This window comes from Streptomyces sp. ADI95-16 (genome assembly GCF_003721495.1).
GTDB classification, from domain to species: domain Bacteria; phylum Actinomycetota; class Actinomycetes; order Streptomycetales; family Streptomycetaceae; genus Streptomyces; species Streptomyces goshikiensis.
Genome location: NZ_CP033581.1, coordinates 2,203,722 through 2,216,796, shown reverse-complemented (window position 1 = coordinate 2,216,796; position 13,075 = coordinate 2,203,722). Strand labels below are relative to the sequence as shown.

Annotated in this window: 11 protein-coding genes; 4 read left to right on the top strand and 7 right to left on the bottom strand. The window is 74.9% G+C overall.

The window, feature by feature from the left end; genetic code table 11:
* Positions 1 to 56: 56 nt before the first annotated feature.
* The gene (locus EES41_RS09575) at positions 57 to 1,733 is read right to left on the bottom strand and encodes a serine/threonine-protein kinase (RefSeq protein WP_123077253.1); all 1,677 of its coding nucleotides are present in this window, start codon (positions 1,731 to 1,733) and stop codon (positions 57 to 59) included.
* Positions 1,734 to 2,006: 273 nt separating this feature from the next.
* On the opposite strand from EES41_RS09575, the gene EES41_RS09570 reads away from it, so the two are divergent.
* Positions 2,007 to 2,276, top strand: coding sequence for a hypothetical protein (locus EES41_RS09570; protein WP_073774777.1), 270 nt, complete (start codon positions 2,007 to 2,009; stop codon positions 2,274 to 2,276).
* A 79-nt stretch (positions 2,277 to 2,355) separates the two neighbouring features.
* Here the strand turns inward: EES41_RS09570 and EES41_RS09565 are convergent, their stop codons facing one another.
* The 3 genes from EES41_RS09565 to EES41_RS09555 form a co-directional block, all read right to left on the bottom strand.
* On the bottom strand, positions 2,356 to 3,567 hold the full coding sequence (locus EES41_RS09565) for a CaiB/BaiF CoA-transferase family protein (protein WP_123077251.1): 1,212 nt from the start codon (positions 3,565 to 3,567) through the stop codon (positions 2,356 to 2,358).
* Between the two features lie 114 nt (positions 3,568 to 3,681).
* Entirely contained in the window at positions 3,682 to 4,470 is a 789-nt protein-coding gene (locus EES41_RS09560; protein ID WP_073774773.1) for an ABC transporter permease, read from the bottom strand.
* Positions 4,467 to 5,498: an ATP-binding cassette domain-containing protein gene (locus tag EES41_RS09555; RefSeq protein WP_123077249.1), complete on the bottom strand. Its 1,032-nt coding sequence runs from the start codon at positions 5,496 to 5,498 to the stop codon at positions 4,467 to 4,469. Before EES41_RS09555 ends, EES41_RS09560 begins: the two co-directional genes overlap by 4 nt.
* Before the next feature lie 70 nt (positions 5,499 to 5,568).
* On the opposite strand from EES41_RS09555, the gene EES41_RS09550 reads away from it, so the two are divergent.
* Positions 5,569 to 6,309 (top strand): TetR/AcrR family transcriptional regulator, encoded by a 741-nt coding sequence (locus tag EES41_RS09550; protein WP_123077247.1) that lies wholly within the window; start codon positions 5,569 to 5,571, stop codon positions 6,307 to 6,309.
* A 7-nt stretch (positions 6,310 to 6,316) separates the two neighbouring features.
* Here the strand turns inward: EES41_RS09550 and EES41_RS09545 are convergent, their stop codons facing one another.
* Complete coding sequence (locus EES41_RS09545) at positions 6,317 to 7,441, bottom strand: type ISP restriction/modification enzyme (protein WP_164496099.1); 1,125 nt, start codon at positions 7,439 to 7,441, stop codon at positions 6,317 to 6,319.
* A gap of 148 nt (positions 7,442 to 7,589) precedes the next feature.
* On the opposite strand from EES41_RS09545, the gene EES41_RS41340 reads away from it, so the two are divergent.
* The gene (locus EES41_RS41340) at positions 7,590 to 7,754 is read left to right on the top strand and encodes a hypothetical protein (RefSeq protein ID WP_164495796.1); all 165 of its coding nucleotides are present in this window, start codon (positions 7,590 to 7,592) and stop codon (positions 7,752 to 7,754) included.
* Positions 7,755 to 7,843: 89 nt separating this feature from the next.
* Here the strand turns inward: EES41_RS41340 and EES41_RS09540 are convergent, their stop codons facing one another.
* On the bottom strand, positions 7,844 to 8,593 hold the full coding sequence (locus tag EES41_RS09540; RefSeq protein ID WP_123077243.1) for a GntR family transcriptional regulator: 750 nt from the start codon (positions 8,591 to 8,593) through the stop codon (positions 7,844 to 7,846).
* A gap of 99 nt (positions 8,594 to 8,692) precedes the next feature.
* On the bottom strand, positions 8,693 to 10,006 hold the full coding sequence (gene hmgA, locus EES41_RS09535) for a homogentisate 1,2-dioxygenase (protein ID WP_123077241.1): 1,314 nt from the start codon (positions 10,004 to 10,006) through the stop codon (positions 8,693 to 8,695).
* Between the two features lie 792 nt (positions 10,007 to 10,798).
* Here hmgA and EES41_RS09530 point away from each other — a divergent pair.
* Entirely contained in the window at positions 10,799 to 12,949 is a 2,151-nt protein-coding gene (locus tag EES41_RS09530) for a right-handed parallel beta-helix repeat-containing protein (protein WP_123077239.1), read from the top strand.
* Positions 12,950 to 13,075: the final 126 nt, after the last annotated feature.

The following is a 13,075-nucleotide window of genomic DNA, read 5'->3' as shown; positions in this document are numbered from 1 at the left end:
ATCAGCTCACGCGCCGGTCCGGGCGGGTCGGACTACGGGTCGGCCTACGCGCTGGGCTACGGGCTGGTCTCCGGGTCCGGGCTCGACGCCCCGCCGCCGGACGGGCTCGGCTCCGGTGAACCGCTCGCGCCGGGGGAGGAGGCCCCGCCCGTCGGGGTCTCCTCCTCGCACGTCACGGAGAACTCCAGCCAGTCCGACACCGCCCGCTCGGGCGCCCGTACCTCCAGCCGGACCGCGTCCTCGAAGGTGCCGCCGGTGTGGTGGGCCGGCTCGGTGTGCTCCAGCTGCCGGCTCCTGGGCCCGCCCTCCTCGAAGGTGACGGACTGCCAGCCCGGCCCGGAGGCGCCCCCGGAGCGCGCCGCCCAGCGGTACTCCAGCACGACCGGGAGCCGGGTGACCTCGATGGTGGCCGCGAAGGCCGGCGCCTGCGCGGCGGGCGGCGGGCAGCCGCCGCGGTAGCCGTCGCGCACGGTGTGGACGTACAGCGCGACCTGCTGCGCGGACCCGCTCTCGGACGCGGAGGCCGACGCCGACGCGGACGCCGACTCCGACGGCGCGTCGGACGCGGTGTCCGACGGGGACTGCGAGGGGCTCTCCGGGGCGGACCGCGGGCTGCCGGCCCCGTCCGTCGAGCCGGCGCCCCCGCCGTCGCGGCCGCTGAACAGCAGCCACCCCAGCAGCGCCAGTACCAGCAGCAGCACCACGATCCCGACGGTCAGCAGCACCCCGGCCCGCCCCTGGCCCCGCGGCCCGGCGGCGGGCGGCGGGGGGAACGGGGGCGCGGGCACCGGTTCCGTGGGCCCGCCGTGAACCGCGCCGCGCGGCGTCCCGTACGGGTCCCGGCCCTGCGGGTGGCGGGCGACGGCGGTCGGCGAGTCCGGACCGGACGCCGCCCCGCCCAGGGTCCGTACGTCCCCGCCCGCGCCGATGATCCGCAGCATCCGGGACGCCTCCGCCGCGGACAACCGCTCGGCCGGGTCCTTGCGCAGCAGCCCCTCCAGTACGGGCTCCAGCGGCCCGGCGCGGCGCGGCGGCGGCAATTCCTCGTCCACCACCGCGCGCAGCGTGGACAGCGGGGTGTCCTGCCGGAAGGGGGACACCCCCTCCACGGCCTGGTACAGCATCACCCCGAGCGACCACAGGTCCGACTCGGGACCCGGATCGCGTCCCAACGCCCGCTCCGGCGCCGTGAATTCGGGGGAGCCGATCACCTCGCCGGTCATCGTGATCGCCGAGGAGCCCTCCAGGCTCGCGATCCCGAAATCGCTGAGCACCACCCGTCCGTCATTGGCCACCAGGACGTTGGCGGGCTTGACGTCCCGGTGCAGCACCCCCGCCTCGTGCGCCGAGCGCAGCGCCGCCAGCACCTGCTCCCCGAAGTGCGCGGCGCGCTGTGGGGTGAGCGGCCCCTCGGCCTCCAGCACGTCGGCCAGCGAGAGCCCGCGCACCAGCTCCATCACGATCCAGGGCCGGCCGTCCTCGGTCGCCACGTCGTAGACCGTGACCACACCGCGGTGCGAGACCCGGGCGGCCGCCCAGGCCTCGCGTTCCAGGCGCCGGTACATCCGGGCCACCTCGGCCTGATCCAGTCCGGCGGGCGCCCGGACCTCCTTGACGGCGACCTCCCGGCCCAGGACCTCGTCCCGGGCCCGCCACACGATGCCCATGCCGCCGCGGCCCAGCGGGCCCAGCAACCGGTACCGGCCGGCGATGACACGCCCGCCGCCAGCCATGTCTTCCGTCACGCGAGACCCCCATGTGTGCCACCGGGCGATCACTCCAAGTTAGCGCAGAGCGGGCTTTTCGGCCCCCAGGACGGCGCGGTTCGCCGCACCCGTCCCCAGAGGGCCCGATTTGTGCGGAGAGTAACGAATGACTCCACTGAGTAATCGTCAACTCCCCGTATAAGCAGGGGTAATTCACACCACCGGGATACCCGGGCGCGACGCGGGGGCGATAGGGTTAACCTGCCCGGGCCGGGTGCCCTCGTACGGGTGGGGAGAGACATGGAACAGATAGCAATGCGCAGTAGGCCGCCTCGCGTGCCTGCCATCACCTGCGGCAGCAGCGCGACCAGCTCGCGCCTCGACCGCCATCTCGCCGTGCTGGGCGGCCCCGCCGTCCCGCACCACGAGGCGGCCGAGGCGACCCTGCTGATGCGCGAGCTCACATCCCGCGACCACACGCACGTGCTGCGGAGCCGGAGCGCGCGGGTCGCGCTCTTCGCGCCGCTGCGCCGGCTGCGGCGCACGCTCTTCGGCAGCCGCCGCTCGTAACTGCCCCCGCAGGGCTGCCGGTTCGCCGGCTACGCCCGCACCCGGCCCCTCGTTCGCGCACCCTGGGGTATCCCCGGCCTCAGGCGACCACACCGTCCCGGCGCAGTGCTGTGATCTGCGCGCCCGTCATCCCCAGGGCGCGCAGCAGGGCCTCCGTGTGCTCGCCGAGCGCGGGCACGGCGCCCATGACCGGCTCCGCGCCGCCCGGCAGCCCGATCGGCGGCAGCAGCGCGCGCAGCGGTCCGGCCGGTGAACCCACCTCCCGCCAGCGGTCCCGGGCCGTCAGCTGCGGATGCTCCGCCAGCCGGGCCACCGAGTTCAGCCGCGCGCAGGCGATCCCCGCCGCCTCCAGCCGCGCCACCGCCTCGTCCGCGTCCAGCCGGCCCAGCGCCCCGGCCACCACCGCGTCGGTCTCCTTCCGGCCCCGGGTGCGCGCCGCGTTCGTCGCGTACGCCGGATCCAGCGCCAACTCCGGCCGCTCCAGCACCTGTTCGGCGAGGCGCCGCCACTCCCGGTCGTTCTGCACCGACAGCAGCACCCGGTCCCCGTCCGCCGTCGGGTAGGCGTCGTACGGGGCGATGACGGCGTGCGCGAGGCCCGTGCGCACGGGCTGCTCCCCGCCGTGCATCGTGTGGTGCAGCGGGTGCCCCATCCACTCGGCGAGCGCGTCCAGCATCGACACCTCCACGCGGCCGCCGCGCCCGGTGACCCCGCGCCGCAGCAGGGCGGCGAGCACCCCCGAAAAGGCGTACATGGCCGCCGCGATGTCGGCGGCCGGGATCCCCGCCTTGACGGGCTGCTCCGGGGTGCCGGTCACCGAGACCAGCCCCGCCTCGCACTGCACGAGCATGTCGTAGGCGCGCTTGTGGGCGTACGGGCCCTCGGCGCCGTACCCGGAGATGTCGACGGCGACCAGCCTCGGGTAACGGGCGCACAGCACCGCCGAGTCCAGCCCGAGGCGGGCGGCGGCGCCCTGCGCGAGGTTCTGCACGAACACGTCCGCGCCGTCGAGCAGCCCGTGCAGGACCGCGAGGCCGCGCGGGTCCTTCAGGTCGAGGGCGATCGACTCCTTGCCGCGGTTGCACCACACGAAGTGCGAGGCGAGGCCGTGCGCGGCGGTGTCGTAGCCGCGGGCGAAGTCGCCGCCGTCGGGGCGCTCGACCTTGACGACCCGGGCCCCGAGGTCGGCGAGCTGGCGGGTGGCGAAGGGGGCCGAGACGGCCTGTTCGACGGCGATGACGGTGACTCCGTCGAGGGGCAGCGGCTCTGCGGGGTGCGTGTCAGGGATCATGACAGCCTCCCTACCTGCTCGGACCCCGCCCTGTCACCAGGCGGGGCCCCGAAACCCGCCACCGCGCCCGAGGCGCCTCGCGCGGCGAGCCCGGCATGATCCGAAAGGCAGGCCCTAGCCCCGGCCGCGCGCGAAGCGGCGCGTGGCCAGCGGGACGAACACCAGCAGCAGGGCCAGCGACCAGGCGACCGACCCGGCCACCGGATGCGCCGCCGGCCAGGCCGCGCCCGCCGCCGCCTCGGCGCCCGCGTTCCCGCAGAGCTCCCGTACCGCCGTCGCGACGGCGCTGATGGGGTTCCACTCGGCGACCGCCCGCAGCCACGACGGCATCCCCGCGGTCGGGAGGTACGCGCTGGACAGCAGCGGCAGTACGAACGTCGCGCTGCCGAGCTGCCCGGCCGCCTCCTCGCTCGCGCTGATCAGGCCCAGGTACGTCCCGACCCAGGCCATCGCGAACCGGAAGAGCAGCAGCACGCCGAAGGCGCCGAGCGCGCCCGCCCACCCGTTCTCGACGCGCCAGCCCATCGCCAGGCCCACCAGCATCAGCGGGACGGTGCCGGCCGCCGTGGTCAGCAGATCGGCCGCGGTCTGCCCGAGCGGCACCGCGGCCCGGCTCATCGGCAGCGTCCGGAACCGGTCCGTCACCCCGCGGTGCGCGTCCTGCGCGGCGGTGAACATGCCGGTCATCAGCCCGCCCGCGGCGGTCGCGGCGAGCAGCCCGGGCACCAGGAACTCGCGGTACTCCGCGCCCGGCATGGCGAGCGCGGAGCCGAACACGTACCCGAAGAACAGCAGCATGGTGATCGGCATCGTCTGGGTGAGGACCAGCAGCGCCGGGGCGTGCCGGGCCTTCTGCAGCTGGCGGGTGAGGACGGCGCCGCCGTCCGACAGCAGGGTGCTCATGCGGCGTGCTCCTTGCGCGTGGCCGGCGTGGCCGGCGTGGCCGGTGTGGCGGGTGCGGTCGGCGTGGCGGGTGCGGCCTGGGTCGCGGCCGGGGCCGTTCCGGTGAGGCGCAGGAACACCTCGTCGAGGGTGGGCTGCCGCAGGCTCGCGTCGGTCACCGGGACCCCGGCGGCGTCGAGCGCGCGGACGATGCCGGGCAGGGTGAGTCCGGCGTCGGAGACGGTGACGCCGACCGTGCGCCGCTCCTCGTCCAGCGCGGGCCGGCCGCCCGTCAGCCGGTCGAGCACGGCGGCCGCGCGCGGGAGGGCCTCGGCGGCGTCGACCGTGACCTCGGCGCGGGAGCCGATCCGGGCCTTGAGGCCGGCCGGGGTCCCGGTGGCGATCGCCCGGCCCCCGTCGATGACCACGATGTCGTCGGCGAGCCGGTCGGCCTCCTCCAGGTACTGGGTCGTGAGCAGTACGGTGGCGCCCTCGTCGGCCAGCGTCCGTACCGCCGCCCAGATCTGCTCGCGCGCCGCCGGATCGAGGCCGGTGGTCGGCTCGTCGAGGAACAGCACCCGGGGGCGGGTGAGGAGCCCGGCGGCCAGGTCCAGGCGCCGCCGGGTCCCGCCCGACCAGGTGGAGGTCACCCGCCCCGCGACCTCGGTCAGCCCGAAGCGCTCCAGGAGCTCCTCGGCGCGGGCCCGCCCGGCGCGCCCGCGCAGTCCGGCGAGCCGGGCGAAGAGCCGCAGGTTCTCCCGGCCGGTCAGGTCGCCGTCCACGGAGGCGTACTGGCCGGTGACCCCGATGGCCCGGCGTACGGCGGCGGGCTCGCGGGTGACGTCGTGGCCGGCCACGCGGGCGCGGCCGGCGGTGGGCCCGGTGAGGGTGGTGAGGATCCGTACGGCGGTGGTCTTGCCCGCGCCGTTCGGGCCGAGGAGACCGCAGACCGTGCCCTCCGGCACCGCGAGATCCAGCCCGCGCAGGGCGTGGACCTCCCCGTAGTTCTTCTCCAGACCCTCGCTAAGTACAGCGTACGTAGTTGTCATGTGCGGAACCCTACCTGACTCCGTACGGTGTACGTAACTAGGATGGTGGCGATGGACGAGGTGATGAGCGATGACACCCAGCGGCCGCTCCGCTGAACCCGAAGTGATCTGGGCCCGCCCGCAGCGCGCGGGCCGCGGCCCCCGCCCCGCGCACAGCCGCGACTCGATCGCGGCCGAGGCGGTGCGGATCGCCGACGCCGAGGGGATCGAGGCCGTCTCCATGCGTCGCGTGGCGACCGGGATCGGGGCCGGGACGATGTCCCTGTACAACTACGTGCCGCGCAAGGAGGACCTGTACGAGCTGATGGTCGACGCGGTCAGCGGGGAGTACGAGTTCACCCCGCCCAGCGGCGACTGGCGGGCCGATCTGCTGGCCCTCGCCCACCGCACGCGCGAGCTGATGCACCGGCACCCCTGGCTGCCCCGGCTGCTCAGTCCGGTGTACGGGTTCGGCCCCAACGCCCTGCGCTACCTGGAGCACTGCCTGGCCTGCCTGGCGCCCCTCGGCGTCCCGGGCGGCGAGAAGCTGGAGCTCGTCGCCGCCGTCAACGGCTCGGTCGCGACCTTCGTCGCCGCCGAACTGGCCCTGGCCGAGCGGACCCGGTCCCTGCCCTGGAGCGAGGCCGCCGAACAGGGCGTACGGACGGCCTGGCTGGGCTCTCGGCTGGCGACGGGGGAGTACCCGCTGCTGACGGCCGCGCTCACCGGCGGACACCCGGTGGCGGAGGCGGAGGCGGACATGGACGCCGTGTTCGACCGCTCGGTCTCCCGGCTGCTCGGGGCGTGGGAGCAGCCGGCGCACACGCCCTAGCCGGGGGTCACAGCAGTACGAACTGGCCGCCCGGGCCCTCCTCCTGATGGTCCAGGACCGACGCCGGCCGCCGGGCCCAGCGCGGCGCCGGCAGCACCCCGGCGGCCCCCAGCGCCTCGGCGGTCAGCGTCGGACCGGCCTCGAACGCCGCCCGCTCCGGCGCCAGATCGGCCAGCAGGGCCAGGGTCGTGACCAGCGCCAGCAGCTCCGAGGTCCAGGCCTGCGGCCACTCGGCGGGCCCCAGCGCCTCCAGCCCGTCGGCATCGGGCGCGCGGTGCGCCTGCCGGGCGGCGAACCAGGCCTCCAGCACCCGGGCCCCGTTCGCCTCGTACTCCCAGGCGCCGACCGGGACGGGGGAGACGGCCCCGCTCCCCAGGCTCAGCGTCTGCGTCTGCGGGTCGTACGCGAGCTCGCGCGGCCAGGCCGGCAGCGCGGAGCGGACGTAGGGCCTGCGGCCGCCGGGCAGCCGGGGCGGCTCGCCGCCGCGCGCCCCGCGCAACTGGACGGTGAGCAGGCGGTGCCCCAGCTCCAGGCCCGCCCGCCAGCGCTCGGGATCGGCCGCGAGCGGCACCTCGTACCCGCGCGGCCCGGGGCGGCCCGCGGCGAGGATCCAGCACAGCACGTCCTCCGGGGTGGCCCAGCCCCCGTACCGCTCGCCGAGCAGCGGCAGCAGGCCGGGCGCGAGATTGGGCTCGGCGCCGCCGGGGCGCCGGTGCAGGGGGCGGATCCGGCCGGGCCGGCCCGCCGGGAGATGCGCGGTGACCAGCAGCTCCGGGGTCTCGACGGCGAACAACTGGTGCTCGTCCCGGACCCGCCACAGCTCGGGGCGGGCCAGGTCGATGAGCCGCTGGTCGGGGAGCAGCCACTGCTCGTCGAAGGGCTCGCGCAGCACCCGTACGGGTTCGGGGAACGCGCCGGGGGAGTCGGCGAACCGGGCCGTGGAGCCGGCCCGCCGGCCGGGCAGCGCGGCGGCGCCGGCGGTCGGCGTACGGGTCCTCGTGGGGCGGAACAGCCGGTCCCGGTCGGGGCCCGCCGCGCCGGTCAGGGCCGACCAGCGGGCCCGCAGCATCGCCGGATCGGGCGCCGCCACCCAGTCCCGGCCCAGGCGCAGCGCGCCCACGGACCACGGCATCAGGTCGTCCAGCGGCAGGTTCGGCGGAGTGGGGTCAGCGCTCACCCGGCCGATGGTAGCGACGGGTCCCGGCGGCCGGGCCCTGTCCAGGCCGAAGCGTTACGCTCCATAGAGAGGGGTATGCCCCGGTACGCGTGAGGAGACGGCCATGAGTCAGTACGACGAATACACCACTCCGTCCCAGGCCGAGGGCGAGCGGCTCGACGAGGACATGGACGAGAGCCAGAAGACGCAACGGCACCCGGCGACGATGCGGACGACGCCCTCGCAGGCGGAGGGCGAGCGCCGCACGGACGAGGACGAGAAGGCCTGACCTCCGGCCGTCCGACTGCCCGGCCGGCCGTCGCGCCGTCCGGTCGTCGGGCCGTCCGGTCGTGCGGTCAGTGCGCGTCGACCGTCGGGTCAGTGCGCGTCGACCGTCACCGTGAAGGAGAACCGGTCGCCGCGGTACCGGATCCGCGCCACGTCCACCACCCGGCCGCCCTCGTCGTACGTCACGCCCGTGTAGTGCAGGATCGGGCTGAGCAGCGGCACCTGGAGCAGCTCGGCCGTCACCGGGTCGGCGAGCCGCGCCTCGACGGTGTCGGTGATCCGGCTGATCTTCACGCCCACGATGTCCCGAATCACCTTGGTCATCGGCCAGCGCGCCAGATCGGCCAGATCGATGGCCCCCGCCAGCTCCGGGCGCACCGCGTTCTCCGCCCAGTTGGTCGGCTCGCCGCTCTCGCTGTCGTGGCGCAGCCGCCGGTACGTGACCACCTCGGGCGTGTCCGGGAAGTGCTCCAGCAGCTCCCCGGACACCGCCGTCGTCTCCTGGCCGAGGACCGTCGTCCGGTCGCCCGACTGCTGGGCGACGATCGCGTCGACCGAACCCAGCAGCCGGACGGGAGCGCCGCGCATCGCTCCCGGTTCGATGAACGTGCCGCGCCGCCGGTGGCGGCTGATCAGCCCCTCGCCCTCCAGCTCCTTGAGCGCCTGCCGCATGGTCAGCACGCTCACCCCGTAGTGCTCGGCCAGCTGCTCCTCGGTGGGCAGGCGCAGCGAGGCGTCCGGGGTGCGCCCCAGTATCGAGGCGCGCAGTGACTGTGACACCTGGTACCAGAGCGGCAGCTTCCGGTTCAGTACCAGGGAGTCGGGGGCGAAGGCGGTCACGGGTCGTTCTCCGTACGGATGGACGTCGGCGGGGCGGGCGGAGCGGCCGGGGTGGGGCCGGGGCGGCCGGGGTGGGGTCGGCGGCACGCTCAGCGCATGTTAGGCCCGGAAGTGGCGCTCCAGACCCTGCCAGACGTCGTCGTACGCGCGCTGCAGGTGGTCCGCGCCGGCCGCCTGGGCGGTGGCGGAGATCGGCCAGCGGGTCTCGAACATGAAGGCCAGGCCGTCGTCGATCTTCTGCGGCTTCAGCTCGGCGGCGCTCGCCTTGTCGAAGGTCTCCCGGTCGGGGCCGTGCGCCGACATCATGTTGTGCAGCGAGCCGCCGCCCGGAACAAACCCCTCCGCCTTGGCGTCGTAGGCGCCCTCGATCAGGCCCATGTACTCGCTCATGACGTTCCGGTGGAAGTACGGCGGGCGGAAGGTGTCCTCGCCGACGAGCCAGCGCGGGGCGAAGACCACGAAGTCCACGCCCGCCAGACCCGCCGTGTCGGAGGGCGAGGTCAGCACGGTGAAGATCGACGGGTCCGGGTGGTCGTAGCTGATCGAGCCGATGACGTTGAACTTGCGCAGGTCGTACACGTACGGCGCGTGGGTGCCGTGCCAGGCGACGACGTCGAGCGGGGAGTGGTCGTAGGTCGCGGACCAGAGGTTGCCGCAGAACTTGTTGACCACCTCGGTCGGGCGCTCGCTGTCCTCGTACGCGGCCACCGGGGCCCGGAAGTCCCGCGCGGCGGCGAGGCCGTTGGCGCCGATCGGGCCCAGGTCGGGCAGCTCGAAGGGGCGGCCGTAGTTCTCGCAGACGTACCCGCGGGCGTCTTCGTCGAGGAGCTCCACGCGGAAGCGGACGCCGCGCGGGATCAGGGCGACCTCGCCGGGGCGCGCGGCGAGCAGGCCGAGCTCGGTGCGCAGCAGCAGTGCGCCGCGCTCGGGGACGATCAGCAGCTCGCCGTCCGAGTCGCTGAACACCCGGTCGGTCATGGAGGCGTTGGCGGAGTAGAGGTGGATCGCCATGCCGGCGCGCTGGGCGGCGTCGCCGTTGCCGCCGAGGGTCCAGAGACCGGCGAGGAAGTCCGTGCCGGGGGCCGGGTCGGGCAGCGGGTTCCAGCGGAGCCGGTTCGGGTCCGCCGGGGCCTCGGTGAACGGCGCGGAGCGCAGCGCGCCGTTGTCGACGCGGGTGAACGGCGGGTGCGCGGCCGACGGGCGGATCCGGTAGAGCCAGGAGCGGCGGTTGTGGCGCCGAGGCTCGGTGAAGGCGCTGCCGCTGAGCTGCTCGGCGTAGAGGCCGAGGGGGGAGCGCTGGGGGGAGTTCCGGCCGACCGGGAGCGCGCCGGGGACGGCCTCCGAGCTGTGCTCGTTGCCGAAGCCGGTGAGGTACTCCAGCGCCTCCGCCGTCTTCCTGGCCTGCTCGCTCATCGCTGCTCCCGCTCTGTCGAAGGAATCCTATGGGTGACAGTAGGATTCCCAGCCCCGCCCGTCAACGGGGCCCTCCGGCCGCCCAGCCTCCCCGCCCCCTCGGCCACCCCCGTCGGTCGCTCCGCCCGGTCGTCCCGCTCGGTCGCGCCGCCCGGCCGTCCGGCTTGGCCGTCCCGCTCGGTCGCGCCGCCCGGCCGTCCCGCCGGCCGTCCCGCCCGGCCGTCCCGCTCGGCTGCTCCGCTTGGTCGCTCCGCTCGGTCGACCCGGTCGGTCGTCCTCGTCGGGCGTCCCGCTCGACCGCCCCCCTCGGTCGTCCTCGTCGGGCGGCCGTTCCGCTCGGCCGCCCCCCTCGGTCGCCCCGGGCGGCCGTTCCGCTCGGCTGCCCGCTCGGGCGCCCCGGTCAGCCGCTCCGCTTGGCCGCTCCGGTCGGTCGTCTCGGTCAGCCGACCGGCTCGGTCGCCCGCTCGGCTGCCCTGGTTGGTCGCTCCGCTCGGTCGTCTTCGTCGGGCGTCCGTTCCGCTCGGCTGCCCCACTCGGGCGCCCCGGCCAGCCGCTCCGGCCAGCCGCTCCGGCCAGCCGCTCCGGCCAGCCGCTCCGGTCGGTCGCTCCGGTCGGTCGTCTCGGTCAGCCGACCCACTCGGCTGCTCTGGTCGGTCGCCCTGGTCGGTCGCTCCGGCTGGGGCTTCTGCCTGGGGTCCCTGACCGCCCGCCCGGCGCGGGCTCCGGCCTCCGCCGTATTTCGTGCTGCGAGAGGGGATCCGAAAAGATGAACATTGCTCTACTCTCACGCGCATGTCGTGGACCCGCAGGTTCCCTGCCGTGCCGGCGGCGCTCCTCGCCGCCCTCACCGCCCTCCTCGCTTTCCTGTCCCTGCTCGTCGCCGCGCCCCCCGCCAGCGCCCACGAGGAGCGGCCCGTCGCCCTCCCGGACGGCACCGGATCGGTCCCGCGCCACCGCGACGCCGAGCCCGACCTGGTCGTCTGCAAGACCGACCGGCCCGCCTTCGAGCGCCGTATCGCCGGATTCCCCGAGGAGCTGAAGCAGCGCAACCTCGCCCTCTTCGAACACTGCGAGAAGAACGGCTACCGGCACCTCCAGGAGGCCGTCGACGCCGTGGACCGGCCGGCGATGAACATCGCCATCCTCCCCGGCCTGTACGAGGAGGAGCCCTCGCTCCCCAAGCCGACCGGGGAGTGCGCCGAGCTGAAGGCGCCCAACTCCGCGCTCGGCTACCAGATCCTCAGCTACGAGCAGCAGCTCGCCTGCCGCCACAACCAGAACCTCGTGGCCATCCTCGGTAAGACCGACCTCCAGATCGAGGGCACCGGAGCCTCCCGGCTGGACGTGGTCATCGACGCCAAGTACCAGAAGCTGAACGCCATCCGCGCCGACAAGTCCAACGGCATCTACTTCCGCAACTTCACCGCGCAGCGCACCACCTTCAACTCGCTGTACGTGCTCGCCGGCGACGGCTTCGTCATCGACGACGTGCTGACCCGCTGGAACGACGAGTACGGGTTCCTGACCTTCGCCAGCGACCACGGCCTCTACAAGAACTGCGAGTCCTACGGCAACGGCGACTCCGGCATCTACCCCGGCAGCGCCTCAAACATCAACGACGGCCGCGGCTACGAGGTCCCGCGCTACTCCATCGAGATCACCGGCTGCCGCAGCCACCACAACATGGTCGGCTACTCCGGCACCGCGGGCGACTCGGTGTGGGTGCACGACAACGAGTTCGACCAGAACATGGGCGGCGCCTCGATGGACAGCGCCTTCCCCGGGCACCCCGGACTCCCGCAGAACCACGCCAAGTTCGAGCGGAACCTGATCCACGACAACAACCAGGACTACTACCCCTTCGTCGCCGACGGCACCTGCGCCAAGCCGCCCATCGAGCGCGGCTACGAGCAGGGCGTGGTCTGCCCGCAGATCTCGATGCCGCCGGGCACCGGCATCATCACCGCGGGCGGCAACTGGAACCTGTACGAGAACAACTGGGTGTACGGGCACCGGCGCGCCGGGTTCTTCCTCAGCGCCGTCCCCGCCTTCATCCGCGGCGAGGAGGACTGGGGCAAGCAGACCGACACCTCCCACCACAACCGCTACGCCGGGAACGTGCTGGGCAAGGACAAGTCCGGCGCGTCCCGTCCCAACGGCATGGACGTGTGGTGGGACGGCCAGGGGCGCGCGAACTGCTGGCAGGACGGACCCGACGGCTCCACCCCGGGCACCGTCCCGCAGTGCGGTGACCGCCGGGGTGCGGTGTCCGGCGCCTCCGCCCGCCTGGTGGGCGAGCCGGTGAAGCTCGCCCAGCTGCTGGTCTGCGCCGACTACAACGTCCAGGCGCGCAAACTCCCGGCGGGCTGCGACTGGTACGGCGCGCGTGGCGCGGCGCGGGTGGAGACCCAGCTGGCGGCGGCCGTCGCGGCGGTGCTGCTGCTGGTCGGCGGGGTGCTGTGGTGGCGCCGGCTGCGCGGGTCCCGGCTGGGCACGGCCGCGTCCCTGCTGGGCCTGGCGGGGCTGGTCCTGGACGTGGCGGGCTCCACGATGCCGCTGACCGCCACCCCCGTCCCGGCGCTCGCGCTGCTGCTGACGGGTCTGTGGTGGACGGGCGTCGGCCTGACCCTGCGCCCCGACCGCCCGTGGCTCGCCCGCCTGACCCTGCTGCTGGGCGGGCTGACCCTGCTGGACGCCTTCGACAAGGCCGTCCTGATGATCCCGTGGATCCCCGTCGGCCCGGCCTGGATACGGGGCCTGGTCGCCGTGCTCTGGGTGCTGTGGGCCGTGATCGCCTCGGCCCGGCCGGGCACCCCGGCCCGCCCCGCCGGCCCGGGCGGCGACCCCGACGGTGACCGCGCCCCCGCCCCGGACGGCCCCGCCCCGGCGCTGAGCACGGCCGCCACCCCCGAACCCCCAGCCACCGCGGGAGACCCCCGATGACCCCCGACCCCACCCAAGACCTGCCGCACAACCCCGCCAACCCCTCTGGCCCGGCCGACCCAGCCGGTCCCGTCGGCCGTACCAACCCCGCCGACCCCGCCGACCCCGTCGGCCCTGCCGGTCCCG